Source organism: Paraburkholderia ginsengiterrae (assembly GCF_001645125.1).
Classification (GTDB): Bacteria; Pseudomonadota; Gammaproteobacteria; order Burkholderiales; family Burkholderiaceae; genus Paraburkholderia; species Paraburkholderia ginsengiterrae.
The window spans coordinates 12,357-28,828 of record NZ_LXKA01000355.1; the positions used below are offsets into that span (position 1 = coordinate 12,357).

The 16,472-nt window shown below is 63.2% G+C and carries 17 protein-coding genes; 2 read left to right on the forward strand and 15 right to left on the reverse strand.

All coding sequences use genetic code 11. The features are described from left to right. Window positions 1–132: 132 nt before the first annotated feature. From A6V37_RS32140 to der, 7 genes are all read right to left on the reverse strand, one after another. On the reverse strand, window positions 133–1,284 hold the full coding sequence (locus A6V37_RS32140; protein ID WP_064266069.1) for an ATP phosphoribosyltransferase regulatory subunit: 1,152 nt from the start codon (window positions 1,282–1,284) through the stop codon (window positions 133–135). A 254-nt stretch (window positions 1,285–1,538) separates the two neighbouring features. Continuing rightward, window positions 1,539–1,730, reverse strand: coding sequence for a DUF2065 domain-containing protein (locus A6V37_RS32145; RefSeq protein ID WP_064266070.1), 192 nt, complete (start codon window positions 1,728–1,730; stop codon window positions 1,539–1,541). A gap of 43 nt (window positions 1,731–1,773) precedes the next feature. Beyond that, complete coding sequence (hflC, locus tag A6V37_RS32150; RefSeq protein ID WP_064266071.1) at window positions 1,774–2,676, reverse strand: protease modulator HflC; 903 nt, start codon at window positions 2,674–2,676, stop codon at window positions 1,774–1,776. Between the two features lie 12 nt (window positions 2,677–2,688). Further along, window positions 2,689–4,089 (reverse strand): FtsH protease activity modulator HflK, encoded by a 1,401-nt coding sequence (gene hflK / locus A6V37_RS32155; RefSeq protein ID WP_064286732.1) that lies wholly within the window; start codon window positions 4,087–4,089, stop codon window positions 2,689–2,691. Window positions 4,090–4,138: 49 nt separating this feature from the next. Next, window positions 4,139–5,353 (reverse strand): GTPase HflX, encoded by a 1,215-nt coding sequence (hflX, locus tag A6V37_RS32160; protein ID WP_207547579.1) that lies wholly within the window; start codon window positions 5,351–5,353, stop codon window positions 4,139–4,141. 31 nt (window positions 5,354–5,384) lie between these two features. Next, window positions 5,385–5,621, reverse strand: a complete 237-nt coding sequence (hfq, locus tag A6V37_RS32165) for an RNA chaperone Hfq (protein WP_006051315.1) — start codon at window positions 5,619–5,621, stop codon at window positions 5,385–5,387. 142 nt (window positions 5,622–5,763) lie between these two features. Further along, window positions 5,764–7,101 carry a ribosome biogenesis GTPase Der gene (gene der / locus A6V37_RS32170; protein ID WP_064286733.1) on the reverse strand — a complete coding sequence of 446 codons (1,338 nt, stop codon included), beginning with the start codon at window positions 7,099–7,101 and terminating at the stop codon, window positions 5,764–5,766. Window positions 7,102–7,275: 174 nt separating this feature from the next. Here der and A6V37_RS41030 point away from each other — a divergent pair, with 174 nt between their 5' ends. After that, window positions 7,276–7,446 (forward strand): hypothetical protein, encoded by a 171-nt coding sequence (locus A6V37_RS41030; protein ID WP_157447919.1) that lies wholly within the window; start codon window positions 7,276–7,278, stop codon window positions 7,444–7,446. Between the two features lie 11 nt (window positions 7,447–7,457). On the opposite strand, the gene bamB is transcribed toward A6V37_RS41030, so the two are convergent. The 7 genes from bamB to ndk all read right to left on the reverse strand — a co-directional run bounded on the left by bamB (window position 7,458) and on the right by ndk (window position 15,280). Then, window positions 7,458–8,603 carry an outer membrane protein assembly factor BamB gene (gene bamB, locus A6V37_RS32175; RefSeq protein ID WP_064266075.1) on the reverse strand — a complete coding sequence of 382 codons (1,146 nt, stop codon included), beginning with the start codon at window positions 8,601–8,603 and terminating at the stop codon, window positions 7,458–7,460. A 75-nt stretch (window positions 8,604–8,678) separates the two neighbouring features. Next, window positions 8,679–9,308, reverse strand: a complete 630-nt coding sequence (locus A6V37_RS32180) for a YfgM family protein (RefSeq protein ID WP_064266076.1) — start codon at window positions 9,306–9,308, stop codon at window positions 8,679–8,681. A 66-nt stretch (window positions 9,309–9,374) separates the two neighbouring features. Further along, the gene (gene hisS / locus A6V37_RS32185; protein WP_064266077.1) at window positions 9,375–10,715 is read right to left on the reverse strand and encodes a histidine--tRNA ligase; all 1,341 of its coding nucleotides are present in this window, start codon (window positions 10,713–10,715) and stop codon (window positions 9,375–9,377) included. 21 nt (window positions 10,716–10,736) lie between these two features. Then, the gene (gene ispG / locus A6V37_RS32190; RefSeq protein ID WP_064266078.1) at window positions 10,737–12,053 is read right to left on the reverse strand and encodes a flavodoxin-dependent (E)-4-hydroxy-3-methylbut-2-enyl-diphosphate synthase; all 1,317 of its coding nucleotides are present in this window, start codon (window positions 12,051–12,053) and stop codon (window positions 10,737–10,739) included. A gap of 86 nt (window positions 12,054–12,139) precedes the next feature. Then, window positions 12,140–13,303, reverse strand: coding sequence for a helix-turn-helix domain-containing protein (locus A6V37_RS32195; RefSeq protein ID WP_064266079.1), 1,164 nt, complete (start codon window positions 13,301–13,303; stop codon window positions 12,140–12,142). Between the two features lie 216 nt (window positions 13,304–13,519). Continuing rightward, a complete protein-coding gene (gene rlmN, locus A6V37_RS32200) occupies window positions 13,520–14,671 on the reverse strand; it encodes a dual-specificity RNA methyltransferase RlmN (protein WP_064266096.1) in 1,152 nt (383 codons plus the stop codon). Between the two features lie 183 nt (window positions 14,672–14,854). Then, window positions 14,855–15,280 carry a nucleoside-diphosphate kinase gene (gene ndk, locus A6V37_RS32205; protein WP_007181343.1) on the reverse strand — a complete coding sequence of 142 codons (426 nt, stop codon included), beginning with the start codon at window positions 15,278–15,280 and terminating at the stop codon, window positions 14,855–14,857. A 298-nt stretch (window positions 15,281–15,578) separates the two neighbouring features. On the opposite strand from ndk, the gene A6V37_RS32210 reads away from it, so the two are divergent. Beyond that, on the forward strand, window positions 15,579–16,277 hold the full coding sequence (locus A6V37_RS32210) for a Bax inhibitor-1/YccA family protein (RefSeq protein WP_064266080.1): 699 nt from the start codon (window positions 15,579–15,581) through the stop codon (window positions 16,275–16,277). On the opposite strand, the gene A6V37_RS41925 is transcribed toward A6V37_RS32210, so the two are convergent. Continuing rightward, the coding region (locus A6V37_RS41925) for a hypothetical protein (protein WP_207547580.1) at window positions 16,274–16,472 on the reverse strand (199 nt) is incomplete at its 5' end. The two genes, A6V37_RS32210 and A6V37_RS41925, sit on opposite strands and share 4 nt — an antisense overlap.

Consider the following 16,472-nt stretch of genomic DNA (forward strand, 5'->3'; position numbering starts at 1 on the left):
CGTTATGTTGGGTATAGGAAATATAGCGCGGCCGGTGGCCGCGCCGGGTTTCGGCGACACGTTCGACGCCGCTTTCGACACCGTTTGACCTGCCCGCGAAATGGCTCTCGGGCGAGTCTGTGGGAATGCGCCTTATGAGCGCGGTTCGACGACCCATGCGCCGTTGCGTTCGACCAGCACGCGGTCGAATGCGAATTCATCGAGATCGTGCTCGTGGCCGGGCAGCGCCTGAATCACCACTTCGCCGGCATCGCGCAACGCGACAACGCTGACGCGCAGCGCGTCGTCGTGCTGCCACGGCGCGAGAATCGCGCTGCTGCGTGCTTCGACCGGCGAGATCCGCGCCACTTCGCGCAGATCGAGCGAGAAGCCCGTTGCCGCACGCGCCCGGCCGTAGGCCTGACCGACGTGGTCGTAACGGCCGCCGCGCGCCACCGCATTGGGCACGCCGTCCACATACGCCGAGAACATCACGCCGCTGTGGTACGCATAGCCGCGCAGATCAGCGAGGTCGATCATGACTTCGGCGCCATCCACCTGGCTCGCGAGAAACGCCAGATCGTCGAGCGCGCGGGCGATGGCCGGCGCGTTCGGCAGGCGCGCACGGGCTTCTTCGAGCACCGAGGCATCGCCGTACAGCGTGGGCAGCGCGCGCAGCGCGTCGCGGATCACTGGCGAGAGATTGGCGGTCAGCTCGACGAGGCGCGGCACGTCCTTGCCCGCCAATGCGTCATAGAGCGATTGGCCAAGCTCGGCCGCGGCCGGTTCGGCTTCGATCAGCGCGGCGAGCACGCCGGCGTGGCACAGATCGAGGCGCACCTTCGCGAGACCCGCCAAACGCAGCGCGTCGAGCATCAACTGCTGGATTTCCAGATCGGCTTCGAGACCGGCGTGGCCATAGATTTCCGCGCCGATCTGAATCTGCTCGCGCGTGGCGTGCAGGCCACGCGGCCGCGTATGCGCCACATTGCCCGCGTAGCAAAGACGCGTCACGCCCTGGCGATTCAGCAGGTGCGCGTCGATACGCGCAACCTGCGGCGTGATGTCCGCGCGCAGACCGAGCGTGCGCCCGGACAACTGATCGACCAGCTTGAAGGTGCGCAGATTCAGATCGTGCCCGCCGCCGGTGAGCAGCGACTCGATGTACTCGAGCAGCGGCGGCATGACCATCTCGTAACCGTACGAGCGGAAACGGTCCAGCAAATGGCGCCGCAACTCTTCGATCTTGCGGGCCTCCGACGGCAGCACGTCGGCAATATTCTCGGGAAGTAACCAGGTCGACATCGATACAGTCCTACGACGTTGAACACGGCGGCTGGGTGCGCCGGTAAATGAATATGAATGGCGGGTGGCGGCTTGATTCTGGCGGTTATCGCAGGCGTCCGGACGACCTGCTACTACGTTTTCCGATCCGCGGTCACAAGCGGTGCGGCACGTTACGGCACTCGGCCGGCCGCGCGCCAACGTACGGCGGCGCGATCGCACTCGAACGCTGCGGGCCGTGGCGCGCCGCAATGGCGCTGCCTCGGCTTGTCCCTTCAGGTCACGATAAACAGCAGGATCAGTCCAAGCACCATGACGATCAGGCCGCCGACGCGAATCTGGTGCGCGGGCCGTTCCGCTATTTTACGGAACGTGTCGCGCCACGCACTCGGAAAAACGAAGGGGAACATCCCCTCGATAATCAGCATCAACGCGATCGCGAGCAATAACGAGCCGGCTATATCCATGCTAAAGAAGGGCCGCGATGCGAATGCCGCGGCGTTCCGGAAATCAGTGTTTACGCGAGACCGCGGGAGCGTCCGGGGCGGTGCCGCCGGTCGGGCTACGCATGAAGCGGAAGAACTCGCTGCTCGGATCGACCACAATCACGTCGCCTGGCTTGAAGGTGTTCCGGTACGCCTGCATGCTTTGATAGAACTGGTAGAACTGCGGGTCGCTGCCATACGCATCGGCGGCGATCTGCGCTGCCTTGGCATCGCCCTCGCCCTTGATGGCCTGCGCCTGACGATAACCGTCCGCGAGCACCGCCTGCTGCTGGGCGAGCGCGTCCGCCTTGATCTTGTCGGCTTCGGCCGCGCCCTTCGCGCGTTCGTCGGCCGCGACCTGCTGGCGGGCGGCGATCATCCGCTTGTAGACGGAGTCGGCCATCGACGCGGGGAAATCGACACGCGTCAACTGCACGTCGACCACCGACACGCCGAGCGAGGCCGCTGCCTTGTCCATCGCACCACGCGCTTCGTCGGCGATAGCCTGCTGCTTGCCGAGCACGTCGGTCAGCGTGACCTTCGCGAATGCGTCGCCGAGTGCGCCGCGCGACAGCAACGCCAGCCGGTCAGGCAGGCTCTGGACGTCGCCCTTGGTTTCGGCAAGCATCTTCAGCGGATCGGTCACGCGGTACTTGATGACCGGATTCACCAGCAGATCGGTTTTGTCGGACGTCACGTAGCGGTCTTCGTCCGGCGCGTCGAGCGACTGGATGCGGTTGTCGACCAGCGAGACCGATTGCAGCGGCGGCGGCAACTTGAAGTGCAGCCCCGGGCCAAGCAGGTTCGGCGCGGTGTCGCCGCGCGAGGACAGCACGGCCATATGGCGCTGATCGACGACGAACACCATCGACGAAGCGGCAAACAGCAGGATGACGACGGCTACGACGAGCGCAATGATCTTGTTCATGTCGTGCGCCCCTTATTGAACGTCGTCTTCGCGCATACGGCTGCGGAAGGAGTCGCGTGAACGCAGCGCGTCGCTGCCGGCGGCGGCCTGGCTGGCGGGTGCGCTGGTTGCGGCGGGCGCGGAGGCTGCGTTGCCGCTCGCGGCGGCAGACGGCGCGACCGGCGACACAGCCGCTTGCGAGACGGCGCTGCTCCCCGCTTGCGGCGCGGCGGCGGCCGCCACACCCGAAGCGGCTGCGGCGTCGGCCACCCGCTGGCGGGTCTGTTCGACCAGCTTGTCGAGCGGCAAATACAGCACGTTGTTGCCGCTCTTGCTGTCCACAAACACCTTGGTCGTATTCGAGTAGATCTGCTGCATGGTTTCCAGATACATGCGCTCGCGGATCACGGCGGGCGCTTTCGAGTACTGCGCGTAGACCTGCTTGTAGCGATCGGCGTCGCCTTGGGCCTGAGCCACCGTCTTGTCGCTGTAAGTTTTCGCTTCATCGATCTGGCGCGCCACGTCGGCTTGCGCGCGCGGCAGCAGATCCGCGGCATAAGCCTCAGCGTCGCGCTTCGCGCGCTCGTTTTCCTGACGGACTTTCGCGGCGTCGTCGAACGCGGCCTGCACCTGGTCGGGTGCCTGCACGCCCTGAATCGTCACCCCGGTCACGGCGAGGCCCGACTGGTATTCATCCAGGGATCGCTGGATCGCCGCCATCAGTTGCTGACGAATTGTTTCGCGATCCTGATAGAGAATGTCATTGGTGCTGCGCGAGCCGACAATGCTGCGCACCGCCGCCTGGCTGGCCTGCGTCACGCTCTGATCGGGATCGACGCTGCGAAACAGATAGTCGGTCGGATTCTTCACCTGGTACTGCACCGCAAAGCGCACGTCGACGATATCCGCGTCGTGCGTCAGCATTGACGCGTCTTTCACATTCGCGAGGCGCACCACGTTGTTGCGGCCGATTTCCACCTGACGGATCTGGCCGACATTGACGAGATCATGAGCTTCGAACGGATACGGCAGACGCCAGTGCACACCCTGCCCGGCCGTGTAGCGGTATTTGCCGAACTGCATCACAACGCCGGCCTGCCCGTCCTGTACGACGAACACGCCGCTGCCCAGATAGATGGCAATCAGCACACCGATCACGATGCCCACGCCAATGCGCGCGCCGCGGCCATTGTCCGGACCGCCGCCGCCCGCACCGCCACCCTTGCGGCCGAACACGCGGCTCAAACGGCGGTTGAAATCGCGCCACATCTCGTCGAGATCGGGCGGGCCTTCACCGTCTCGCGCCGGCGGACGCTTGGGGTCGTTCGGACGCTGCCGGTCGCCATTGCCGTCGCCACGGCCCCAGCGCGGATCGTTCAGTGAAAGCATGGCGCGCATGCGCAGCCAGATACTCCGCTCGTTGTAATCGTTCACCTGTGTTCGTTCACCAGAGTAGACAGCGGGTCAGTGCAATTGGAACGGGTCAGTGCCCGAGTTCTGGAACCTTGCGGTCGTCGCGCGGTGCTGCCGGCCGGTCTTCTTCCGGGAGATCGAGCAGCGTTTCGGGAAGAGGTTCGGCAGTAGCGATTTCAGCGATGGCAGCGCGCAGTGTATCCAGCCCTTGCCCCGTGCGCGCGCTCAAAAAGACGCGCGAAATATTACCATACTCGTCCCTTTCAACCGCGTCCCCACGGGCCGCCAACTCCGGCACCGCGTCGATCTTGTTGAATACCAGCACCTGCCGGATCGTGTCCGCACCGATTGCGTGCAACACCTCGTTCACCTGATCGATCTGGTCGAGGCGCACCGCGCTCGACGCATCGACCACGTGCAGCAGCAGGTCGGCGTGAATAGTTTCCTCGAGCGTGGCGCGAAATGCCGCCACCAGTTGGTGAGGCAGCTCACGAATGAAACCGACCGTATCGGACACCACCACTTGCCCCGCTTCATCGCCGAGATAGACGCGTCGCGATGTTGTATCGAGCGTGGCGAACAGCTGGTCGGCGGCGTACGCCTGAGCCTTGGTGAGCGCGTTGAAGAGCGTGGATTTGCCGGCGTTCGTATAACCGACCAGCGACACCGACATGGTCTGATTGCGGGTGCGCGCGCGGCGCTGCGTGCCGTGCTGGCGGCGCAGCTTGTCCAGGCGCGTCTTGAGCGCCTTGATGCGTTCGCCGATCAAGCGGCGGTCCGTTTCGAGCTGGGTTTCGCCAGGGCCGCGCAAGCCGATACCGCCTTTTTGCCGCTCAAGGTGAGTCCATGCGCGGATCAGCCGCGTCGACAGGTACTGCAACTGCGCGAGTTCCACCTGCAGCTTGCCTTCGTGGCTGCGGGCGCGCTGCGCAAAAATGTCGAGGATGAGACTGGTGCGATCGACCACGCGCCGGTTAAGCGCCTGCTCCAGATTGCGCTGCTGCGCCGGAGCCAGAGCATGGTTGAAAATGACGAGTTCGATGTCGTTCGCCTCACACGCAAGACGCAATTCTTCGGCCTTGCCGCTGCCGACGAACATCTTCGCGTCGGGGCTGGACCGGCGCCCGGTGAGGGTGACTAAGGGATTCGCGCCCGCGCTTTGCGCGAGCAGGCTGAGTTCTTCAAGACTGGCTTCGAAATCGATCTTACCGAAGTCGATGCCGACAAGCGCTGCATTGATCAAATTGGAGGGTATCAAAGTGAGGCGGCCGGGAGTAATCGCCAACGGGCGACGCTACGCCGGCCGCGACGGGGGTTTAGGACTGTTCGGAATCCGGGTGGAAATTCACCGGACGGGCAGGCACGACCGTCGAGATTGCGTGCTTGTAGACCATCTGGGTGACCGTATTCCGGAGCAACACGACGTACTGGTCGAACGATTCGATGTTCCCTTGAAGCTTGATGCCGTTGACCAGGTAGATCGACACCGGCACGTGCTCTTTACGCAGTGCGTTCAAAAACGGGTCTTGTAACAATTGCCCTTTGTTGCTCATAGCAAACTCCGTATTTTTTTGCAGGTTGACTGAATTGATGGCGAAGAAAAAGAGATCCGCCTTCAACCGCTACACTATAGCCGATTTTCATTTTTGCGCGAGGGCATGGGCCGTACGCCCAAACCCAACACACACGCGGGTTTCAGCCTTTGTCCGCGTAAGGGTTCGTCGATGATCTGAACTCTATTCGCAATGGAGTCCCAGTCAGCTTGAAAGTTTCCCGGAAGCGGTTTTCAAGGTAGCGTTTGTACGTTTCGGTGATCGCGTCGAGTGCATTGCCGTGAATCACGATGATCGGCGGATTCTGTCCACCCTGGTGCGCGTAGCGCAGCTTCGGACGCACCGGCCCGCGCCGGCGCGGCTGCTGGAATTCGACGGCGTCGATCAACGCGCGCGTGAGCTTCGGCGTCGGCAGCTTGGCCATGGCGGCCGTGTAGGCGTCGTCGACCGAGCGCATCAACGGACCAATTCCGGTTTTTTCCGCGGCGGAAATGAAGTGGAACTTGGCAAAGTCCAGAAATTTTAGTTTGCGCTCGAGGTCCGCTTTGGTGCGTTCGCGCACATGCGAATCGAGACCGTCCCATTTGTTCACGCCTACCACCAGCGCGCGGCCCTGCTCCACCACGAAACCGGCGATGTGCGCGTCCTGCTCCGAGATGTCCTGGCGCGCGTCGAGCAGCAGGATCACGACGTTCGCGTCCGAGATCGACTGCAGCGTTTTCACCACCGAGAATTTCTCGATCGCCTCGAACACCTTGCCGCGGCGGCGCAATCCGGCCGTGTCGATCAGCGTGTACGGCTTGCCTTGACGTTCGAAGTCGACGTAGATCGAATCGCGCGTGGTGCCCGGCATGTCGAACGCGATCACGCGTTCTTCGCCCACCAGCGCATTGATCAGCGTCGACTTGCCCACGTTCGGACGGCCGACGATCGCGATCTTCACGCCGCGCGCTGCTTTCTCTTCGTCGCTTTCTTCCGGCTGGCCGGCATACGCCACGCCGAGCGCCTCGTTGATCATTTCGGTGACACCGTCGCCGTGCGCGGCCGAAATCGCGCGCGGGTCGCCGAGACCGAGTTCGTAGAAGTCGGCGGCGACCGTGGTGTACTTCATCCCCTCAGCCTTGTTGACGACGAGGAAGATCGGCCGGCCGGTCTTGCGCAGGTAGTCGGCGATCGACTTGTCCTGCGGCGCGAGGCCGTTTCGGCCGTCGACAATGAACACGACGATGTCCGATTCCTCGACCGCCTGGCGGGTTTGGCGCGCCATTTCGTGCAGGATGCCGTCTTTCGCGACCGGCTCGAAACCGCCGGTATCGACGACCAGATACGGCCGCTCGCCGGTGCGCCCTTCGCCATAGTGGCGATCGCGCGTGAGACCGGGCAGGTCGGCAACCAGCGCGTCACGCGAGCGCGTGAGCCGGTTGAATAGCGTGGATTTCCCCACATTGGGGCGCCCAACTAGGGCAATAACGGGTTTCATCTGATGTTGTTCACGGTGAAACGCGGGGTCGAGATCGACCGCTCACGTTGCGACGCCATGCGGCCGCCACACGGCGGCGTTTGACGCAAATTATCACGAATTCGGCCAGTCCCAAATGCGCTGTCAATATGCACATCCGGGAGGACGGGGGTTTGGCCGTATGGGGCGGCGCCAATGAGCCGCCAGTTTCTGGCTTTCCTGCTCGGCGACTCGCAGACCGGTTCGGTAACCGGCCAGTCCGGCGGAATACTTCTATTTACTCAGTCCAACAATAACAACCTGGCAAAAACGCGCGCGGCCGGCAAAGCCGGCCTGCACGCGCGACAGCGCTGGGGCAACCCGTAACGTCTGCGCGATCAGCGCGGACGGTAGCCGTACAGGTCGCCGTCGTGCGTCAGCACCACCAGCGTTTCGCCGGCGAGCACCGGCGCCGCCGTAATCGCGCTGCCGTCGGTCTTCACCCGTGCCACGAGCGTACCGTCGTCGCGCGACAGAAAGTGCACGTAACCCTGGTAGTCACCCAGCACAGCGGCATGACCCAGCAGGAACGGCACGCTCAGTTCGCGGTTCTTCAGCTTGTCGTTCTTCCACAGCGGCGCGCCGCTGTTGGCGTCGAACGCCGAGACCACCGACCAGTCGTCTGCCGCCACCACGGCGCGGTCATCCTGCGCCAGACCGCTCGTGCTCGAGAACGCTTTTTCCCACAGCGCACGCCCCGAATTCGCGTCGAAGCAGCCAATCTGGCCCTGGAACGTCACTGCGCAGGTTTCCGAACCGACCAACGTGGGCGGACCGGTCACGTCGTTGATGCGCTCCACTTCCGTCACGCCCTTCGGGTACGACACCGGCGTTTGCCAGTAGTTGTCGCCCGTCTGCAGGTTGATCGCAGCGAACGAGCCGCCGGGGAATCCGGCCAGCACGGCGGCGTCCCCCGCGAACGTCATAGCCGACGACACGCGCAGATTGAGCGGCACCGCGCGGTTGCGGTAGTTCCACTTCTGTTCGCCGGTTTGCGCGTTGAACGCGACGATCTGGCCGTCGACCGTACGCACCACCACGAGGCCGTTGCCGACCAGCGGCGGCGAGATGATTTCGCCCGGTGCCTTGGCGGTCCACAGCTGCTTGCCGTCCGCGCCGAGCACGTAGACATCGCCCTTCAGGCCGCCGACTGCCGTCAGCGTGCCGTCGCTGCCCACGCCCGCCGAGAGGTCGTCGTGCAGCTTGACGCGCCAGATGTCCTTACCGGTTTGCGCGTCGATCTTCGCAACCGAACCGTTTTCGCCGGCCGCATACACCGCATTGCCGACCGCCACCGGGGAGAACAGATAGCGGCCCGCCTTGCCCACGCTCGACTTCCAGGCCTGCTGCACATCGAGCACGGGTTTGAACTCGGTGAGTGGCGTCGGCTCGCGGCGCTCGTCTTTCGTGGCTGAGCATGCCGCCATGGTGAGGACGGTCATCGCACAGGCAACGGGCACAGCGTAACGTTTCAGCAGATTCATCGGTGGACGAAGCATTCAGGAAATTGATTAAAAGAGACCAGTTGGTCGTAGCATGCGGCGCGCTGCAAGCAGCGATCAGCCGCCCAGCGCGTCCAGCTTGAATTGAATCAGCTGGCGTGCCGAGCTGTCGTTCTTCGACAGCGAGTCGAGCGCGAGCTTGTAGGCAGCGCGCGCGTCATCACGCTTGCCTTGTGCGGCGAGCAGGTCGCCACGGCCGTTCGCCACGAGGCCCTTGAACGCGTCGGACTGCGGCTCGGCAAGCAGCGCGAGGCCCTGATCGTAGGCCTTGTCGTCGAGCAGCAGCGAAGCGAGGCGCAGCTTGGCGATCTGCTTGAACTCGTCGTCTTTCGCGTGATCGATGGTCCATTGCAGCTGCGCCTTCGCGCCGGCTTCATCGCCCGCGGCGTACAGCGCCTTGGCGGCCGCAAGCGAGGTCATCTGCGCGTAGGCGGTGCCGCTGAACTTGTCTTCCATGTCGCCGGCGACGCGCGTGACCTTCGCCTTGTCGCCCGATGCAACAGCCTGTTGCACCTGGTCATACAGCACAGCGGCTTCCGCTCCCTGGCGACGCTGCCAGAAATTCCAGCCGTTCCAGCCGGCCGCAGCCACCAGAACCACCAGCACGATCCACGTGGTCGCGTTACCCCACTGCGTCCACCATGCCTTCAGACTTTCTATCGATTCTTGTTCGTCGTGGTAACTCATTGCCCGGCGATTTCCTCGTTCTTGATACGTGTGCTTGTCGAGCCGGCAGGCTCGACAACGGCGCGATCAGTCGTCGCCGTCTTCGGCGGTTGCAACCATCGCATTGATTAGAAATTCGGTCAAGTCTTCGGCGGGCACGTTATGTTGCTCGCTTTTACCGCCGTTAGCATTTGTATCGCGCAGCGGCTTCACGCCGACCGTGCCATTGGCGATCTCATCCTCGCCCAGCACCACCGCAAAGGCGGCGCCGCTCGCGTCGGCACGCTTCATCTGCGATTTGAAGCTGGCCGTCTGACCGTCGGCGCTGCAATGCAGGATCACGTCGAGCCCCGTGTCGCGCAGACGCTCGGCGATGATGAAGGCCTGCTCGCGCGCCGCGTCGCCCTGATGGACCACGTACACGTCGCAACCTTCGTCTTCAGGCACGAGCTGTTCTTCTTTCAGCAATTCGAGGATTCGCTCGATACCCATGGCCCAGCCGCATGCCGCCGTGGGCTTGCCGCCCAGCTGTTCGATCAGCGGGTCGTAGCGCCCGCCGGCCGCGACGGTGCCCTGCGCGCCGAGCTTGTCGGTCACCCACTCGAACACGGTCAGATTGTAATAGTCGAGGCCGCGCACCAGACGCGGGTTGATCGTGAACGGAACGTTGTTCGCCTTCAGGATGCGCTGCAGACCTTCGAAGTGAGCGCGCGATTCCTCGCCGAGAAAATCGATCAGCTTCGGCGCGTTCTGCGCGACTTCCTGCAGCGCCGGATTTTTCGTGTCCAGCACGCGCAGCGGGTTCGTATAGAGACGGCGCTTCGCGTCTTCGTCGAGCAACTCCATGTGCTTTTCGAGGTACGCGATCAACTCGACGCGATGGGCCGCGCGCTCTTCGGCAAGACCCAGCGAGTTGATCTCGAGCTTGATGCCCATCAGGCCAAGGTCGTCCCACAGACGCTGGCACATCATGATGATTTCAGCGTCGGCGTCCGGACCGGAAAAGCCCAGCGCTTCCACGCCGACCTGGTGAAACTGACGATAGCGGCCGCGCTGCGGACGCTCGTGACGGAACATCGGGCCGATGTACCACAGGCGCTTCGGGCCGTCGTACAGCATGTTGTGTTCGATCGCCGCGCGCACCACCGCCGCCGTGTTTTCCGGGCGCATGGTCAGGTTTTCACCGTTCAGCGCGTCGGTGAAGCTGTACATTTCTTTCTCGACGATGTCGGTCACTTCACCGATGCCGCGCTTGAACAGCTGCGTATGTTCAATGATCGGCGTACGGATATTCTGGTATCCGTACGAACGCAGCATGGACTTGACGGTGGATTCGAAAAATTCCCACAGCCCGGCTTCCTGCGGAAGGATGTCGTTCATGCCCTTCACGCCGGACAGCTTGTCGAGCTTTTTCTTCTGTTCAGTCATCTGTATTTCGATAGCCGGTGATTAGTTGAGTGCTTCGGCGCGGCCATAGCGGCGCTCGACGTAGTCACTCACGATTTGCTGGAATTCCTGCGCGATATTATCGCCGCGCAGCGTCTTCACCTTCTCGCCGTCGATGAACACCGGCGCGGCCGGGTTCTCGCCCGAGCCAGGCAGGCTGATACCGATGTTGGCCTGCTTCGACTCGCCCGGACCGTTGACGATGCACCCCATCACGGCGACGTGCATCTTTTCGACGCCAGGATACTGATCGCGCCATACCGGCATCTGCGTGCGCAGATAGGTCTGGATTTGCGAGGCCAGCTCCTGGAACAGCGTGCTGGTGGTACGGCCGCAACCCGGACACGCGATCACCATGGGGGTGAACGAGCGCAGACCCATGGTCTGCAGGATTTCCTGGCCGACGATCACCTCGCCGGTACGCGATGCGCCCGGTTCCGGCGTGAGCGAGATGCGGATCGTGTCGCCAATGCCCTGCTGCAGCAGCACGGACAGCGCAGCGGTCGAGGCCACGATACCTTTGGAGCCCATGCCCGCTTCGGTCAGGCCCAGATGCAGCGCGAAATCGCAACGGCGCGCGAGCTCACGGTACACGGCGATCAGGTCCTGCACGCCGCTGACCTTGCACGACAAGATGATCTGGTTACGCGACAGGCCGAGTTCCACCGCCCGCTCCGCCGAGCCGATCGCCGACTGGATGAGCGCTTCGTACATCACACTCTGCGCTTCCCACGGCGTGGAGCGCGCGGCGTTCTCGTCCATCATCTTCGCGAGCAGGTCCTGATCGAGACTGCCCCAGTTGACGCCGATACGCACCGGCTTGTCGTACTTGACCGCCGCCTCGATCATCTGCGCAAATTGCGTGTCGCGCTTCGCGCCGTGGCCCACGTTGCCCGGATTGATCCGGTACTTGGACAGCGACTCCGCGCACGCGGGGTAATCGCGCAGCAGCAGGTGGCCGTTGTAGTGGAAGTCGCCAACGAGCGGCACCGACACGCCCATGCGGTCGAGCTGTTCGCGCACGTGCGGCACGGCTGCAGCCGCCTCCGGCGTGTTCACGGTGATACGCACCAGTTCCGAGCCGGCTTGCGCCAGTTCCTTGATCTGGATCGCGGTGCCGATGGCGTCCGCGGTGTCCGTGTTGGTCATCGACTGGACGCGCACCGGCGCGTCGCCGCCGATCGTCACGAGCTGGCCGCCCCAACGGACGTCGACCGCATGCGACTTGCGCCGCGGCGCGTGCCCGCCGAACACCGGCTCGTTGGAAACAATCTTGCTACTGGATTGGGATTGAGCTTCGGATTGCATCGAAAAACCCATTTACGCCGCAGGCGCCACACAAAAGACGCAACGCCTGAATTGAAAAAGCGCCGCGGACCGGTTGGCCGCGGCGCATACCGTATCTGTCAAGGCAGCGCGAAGCGCGCTACGTTGCCCTTGGCTGCCGCATATTTCGCCGGATCGACCGGCTCGCCATCGAGCGTCAGCGAGTCGAGGCCGGCCTTGTTGCCGACCGTGACCTTGAACGGCGCCTCACCCGTCACTTCCTTGGTGTCGCCCGCGTGCACGAGGCCGGAGAATACCTCCTTGCCATCTTTGCCGCGCACGCTGAACCAGCTGTCCTGCGTCACGCGCAACGCGACGATCGCCTCACCCGCGGCCGGCGCCACCGTTACCGCCGACGCTGCACCCGCGATCACCGCCGGGGAGCTCGCGCCCGGCGCTGCCGCGGCCTTGACCGCCGAGCCGGGCTTCTGTGCGGCTGCCGCAGCCGTGACGGCCGGCGCCGACGCCGACGCCGAAGCAGCCACCGAAGCCGGCGCCGCTCCTGTGGCCAGCGGCGCGGGCATCGGCGTGGCCGACGCCGCGTTGTCATCTGCGGCCTGTGTTTGGGCCTGCTGCGCCTGCGCTTCCGTCTGCGGCGCGGAAGCCGTCTCGTCCGCCGTTGCCTCCGAACTCGCCGGCTGACCTTGCGCCACCGCGCCCGACGCACCGGTCGCGCCGCCGGCGACACCATTCGCGCTTGCCTTCAACCGGGCAAGCCAGGCAGACGAATCGCCGCCGTTGGTATGCCACATGCCCAGCGCGATCACCGCGACGATCACCGCGGCCACGCCCCACAGCCAGGAGCGGCTCTTTTGCCCGCCGCCACCCAGCGAAAGCGACACGCGGCCACGCGGCAAATCCTTACCTGACGACGCCGGCATGGACAGATCCGGCGCGGGCACACCCTTCTCGCGGCGCAGAGCCTGGGTAAACGGCGCGGGATCCGCACCGAGCATCTTCGCGTAGCTACGTACCACACCCAGCGCGAACGTCGTGTCCGGCAAATGGCTGATATCGCCCGACTCGAGCGCGCGCAGCTTGATGGCGGACACTTTCAGACGTGCGGACACGTCGTCGATCGTCCAGCCCTTCGATTCACGCAATTGGGTCAAGCGCGCGCCCACCGCTGCCAACGAATCCATACCAGGCTGCGCAACAGGCTGCACCACCGCCCGGGCGACTGGCTCCGGATGGCCTTCGTTCGTGTCTGTGTCCTGCGGCTGCGGGTGCTGCGGCTCACTCATCCCAAATCCTTTCGCGTCGATTCTTTTTTCACTGGTGCAATCTGGACGGGCTCGAAGCTCACGTCAGAATCGCAGACCGTTTATAACAAAATGTGCGGCCTTGTGTGCCGCTTCCGATCGCTTCTGCAAACTTTCTTTTCAATCGCCCTGGCATGGCGGGCTTTTGCGCTTTCACGGAGCTTTCCGCTCTGCGCCGGCACCCGCCGCCGGTGGCGATTACACGGCCCGAACCTCGATAATCTTCGCCGCCTTCCCGGTGCGTTCAGCAAGGCGCGTGCGGTCTTGCACCGCACCGGCCAGCTGACCGCAGGCAGCATCGATATCGTCGCCGCGTGTCTTGCGCACCGTGGTGACGACGCCCGCGTCGATCAACACCTGTGCAAACCGCTTGATCTGCTCCGGCTTCGAGCGGATGAGGCCCGATTCAGGGAACGGATTGAACGGAATCAGGTTGAATTTGCACGGCACGTCGCGCGTAACGGCGAGCAACTCGCGCGCCTGCGCCTCGCTGTCGTTCACGCCGTCGAGCATGCAATATTCAAACGTAATGAAATCACGCGGCGCGACCTTCAGATAGCGCTGGCAAGCCGCCATCAATTCGCGCAGCGGATACTTCTTGTTCAGCGGCACCAGCATGTCGCGCAGCGGATCGCTCGGCGCATGCAACGAAACCGCCAGCGCCACCGGCAGATCGGCGCCGAGCCGGTCCATCATGGGCACGACGCCCGAGGTGGACAACGTGACGCGCCGGCGCGACAAACCGTAGGCGTTGTCGTCGAGCATCAGGCGCATGGCCGGCACGACCGCGTCGTAATTGAGCAGCGGCTCGCCCATGCCCATCATCACGACATTAGTCACGACCCGCTCGCCCTTGCCGTCGCCGCCCGTGGCGCGGCCGCCGTCCCCGCCGCGCGAAGCGCGCAGCGCGAACTCGGCCATGCGCAGCTGGCCGATGATTTCGCCGGTAGTGAGATTGCGGGAGAAGCCCTGTTTGCCGGTCGAGCAGAAGCGGCAGTTCACCGCGCAGCCCGCCTGCGAGGACACGCACAGCGTGCCGCGGGTTTCTTCGGGGATATATACGGTTTCGACCGCGTTACTGTTGCCGACGTCGATCAGCCACTTGCGTGTGCCGTCGGTCGAAATATGGTCGCTGACGATGCCGGGCATCGAGATCGTGGCGCGCCCTTTGAGCTTTTCGCGCAAGGACTTCGCCAGATCGGTCATGCCGTCGAAATCGGCAGCGTTGTATTGGTGGATCCAGCGCTGCAATTGCTTGGCGCGAAACGGCTTCTCGCCCAGGCTGTCGCAATAGGCGACTAGCCCTTGGGCGTCGAGGTCGAGAAGGTTGACGGTGGGACTGCTCGTCATGTCGAATCCTGCCATTTCAGTGCGAGACTACGTTCATGCAACAAGCTGCATGAACGCAATGCCGTTCGCGCCCATTCCTGCTGCTTTTACCTTACTACTTTGCCAGGCGATTCGTGCGATAAATCAGATCGGCTGCACGAACCGCACCCGGCGAGCCCGGCTTTCCGGGCTTTGCGGACCGGCTTAACGCGAGTAGACGTTCACTTGCGGGAAGAAGAACGCGATTTCAACTGCTGCCGTTTCCGGCGCGTCGGAACCGTGCACTGCGTTCGCGTCGATGCTGTCTGCGAAGTCGGCGCGGATCGTGCCCTTTTCCGCCTTCTTCGGGTCCGTTGCACCCATCAGATCACGGTGCTTCAGTATGGCGTTTTCGCCTTCGAGCGCTTGCACGACCACCGGGCCCGAGATCATGAAGTCGACCAGGTCCTTGAAGAACGGACGTGCAGCGTGCACGGCGTAGAACTTCTCTGCGTCTGCGCGCGACAGGTGAACCATGCGCGATGCCACGATCTTCAGACCCGCGTTTTCGAAACGGGTGTAGATCTGACCGATCACGTTCTTGGCCACTGCGTCCGGCTTGATAATCGACAGGGTGCGTTCGATCGCCATAAAAACTCCAAAAAATTAAGAGGTTACAGATTCAAATGAATCCGCAATTGTAGCATGTTCCCGTGTATGATTGCGATTGAACCCTTACAGCATTGAAAGACTCCAAGCAGGAGTTTCGGAATACTGGTAGCGTAGGCGTCATGGACAAGTTAAGGGCATTGAAACTCCCTGCCCTTGCGCCAATCTTAGGGATGTGAGCCTCGCGACCAGCGGAATGAATGTCCACCGGCGCTGCGCACCGCACACCCCAACCCGCCGCACAACCATACGCAACACGCTTCTGAGGTAAGGAGAGACCATGAACGATCATCCGTATAGCTTTGGCCGCAATGGCGCGGTCAGCACGGTCGAAACGCGCAACCGCGTGCTACGGAACACCTACTGGCTGCTGGCGCTGTCCATGATTCCGACAGTGCTCGGCGCGTGGGTCGGCGTCGCCACCGGTTTCTCGCTGTTCGCCGCCACCAGCCCGGCCATGAGCATGCTGGCGTTCTTCGCGATCGCCTTCGGCTTCATGTTCGCCATCCAGAAGACCAAAGACAGCGCCGTCGGCGTGTTCGTGCTACTTGGCTTCACGTTCTTCATGGGCCTGATGCTGTCGCGCATCCTGAGTTTCGTGCTCGGTTTTTCTAACGGCCCGTCGCTGATCATGCTCGCCTTTGGTGGCACTGGTGTGATCTTCGCAGCCATGGCAACGATCGCCACGGTCAGCAAGCGCGACTTCTCCGGTCTCGGCAAGTGGCTGTTCATGGGCGTGATCGTCCTGCTGCTCGCCTCGGTCGCGAACGTGTTCCTGCATCTGCCGGCGCTGATGCTGACGGTGTCGGTCATGGCCATCGTGATTTTCTCGGCCTACATGCTGTTCGACGTCCAGCGTGTCGTGAACGGCGGCGAAACGAATTACATCACCGCCACACTCGCGATCTACCTGGATCTGTACAACGTGTTCGTCAACCTGCTGGCGCTGCTCGGCATTTTCGGCGGCAACCGCAACTAAACCCGATTCGGGGCGCGGCGCTCAACGCGCCCGCCCCGAAGAAAAAGCCCATAACGAGCGATCGTTATGGGCTTTAATGAGATGGTCAGCCCGATCCCCACACAGCGGACTACGCTGAGTGGGGATTGTTCTTTTTGGGGACCATCATGGATGCGGTGTCGTTGATCGGCGTTGACCTGGGCAAGCATTACTTCC

Excerpts from the sequence above, each read along its gene's own strand:
- hflC (WP_064266071.1), bottom strand. The coding sequence starts at position 2,676 with ATGAACAAGATCATTGCGCTCGTCGTAGCCGTCGTCATCCTGCTGTTT.
- bamB (WP_064266075.1), bottom strand. The coding sequence starts at position 8,603 with ATGAATCTGCTGAAACGTTACGCTGTGCCCGTTGCCTGTGCGATGACC.
- ispG (WP_064266078.1), bottom strand. The coding sequence starts at position 12,053 with ATGGGTTTTTCGATGCAATCCGAAGCTCAATCCCAATCCAGTAGCAAG.
- A6V37_RS32145 (WP_064266070.1), bottom strand. The coding sequence starts at position 1,730 with ATGGATATAGCCGGCTCGTTATTGCTCGCGATCGCGTTGATGCTGATT.
- A6V37_RS32180 (WP_064266076.1), bottom strand. The coding sequence starts at position 9,308 with ATGAGTTACCACGACGAACAAGAATCGATAGAAAGTCTGAAGGCATGG.
- A6V37_RS41030 (WP_157447919.1), top strand. The coding sequence starts at position 7,276 with ATGAGCCGCCAGTTTCTGGCTTTCCTGCTCGGCGACTCGCAGACCGGT.
- A6V37_RS32140 (WP_064266069.1), bottom strand. The coding sequence starts at position 1,284 with ATGTCGACCTGGTTACTTCCCGAGAATATTGCCGACGTGCTGCCGTCG.
- A6V37_RS32195 (WP_064266079.1), bottom strand. The coding sequence starts at position 13,303 with ATGAGTGAGCCGCAGCACCCGCAGCCGCAGGACACAGACACGAACGAA.
- hisS (WP_064266077.1), bottom strand. The coding sequence starts at position 10,715 with ATGACTGAACAGAAGAAAAAGCTCGACAAGCTGTCCGGCGTGAAGGGC.
- der (WP_064286733.1), bottom strand. The coding sequence starts at position 7,101 with ATGAAACCCGTTATTGCCCTAGTTGGGCGCCCCAATGTGGGGAAATCC.
- ndk (WP_007181343.1), bottom strand. The coding sequence starts at position 15,280 with ATGGCGATCGAACGCACCCTGTCGATTATCAAGCCGGACGCAGTGGCC.
- hfq (WP_006051315.1), bottom strand. The coding sequence starts at position 5,621 with ATGAGCAACAAAGGGCAATTGTTACAAGACCCGTTTTTGAACGCACTG.
- rlmN (WP_064266096.1), bottom strand. The coding sequence starts at position 14,671 with ATGACGAGCAGTCCCACCGTCAACCTTCTCGACCTCGACGCCCAAGGG.
- A6V37_RS32210 (WP_064266080.1), top strand. The coding sequence starts at position 15,579 with ATGAACGATCATCCGTATAGCTTTGGCCGCAATGGCGCGGTCAGCACG.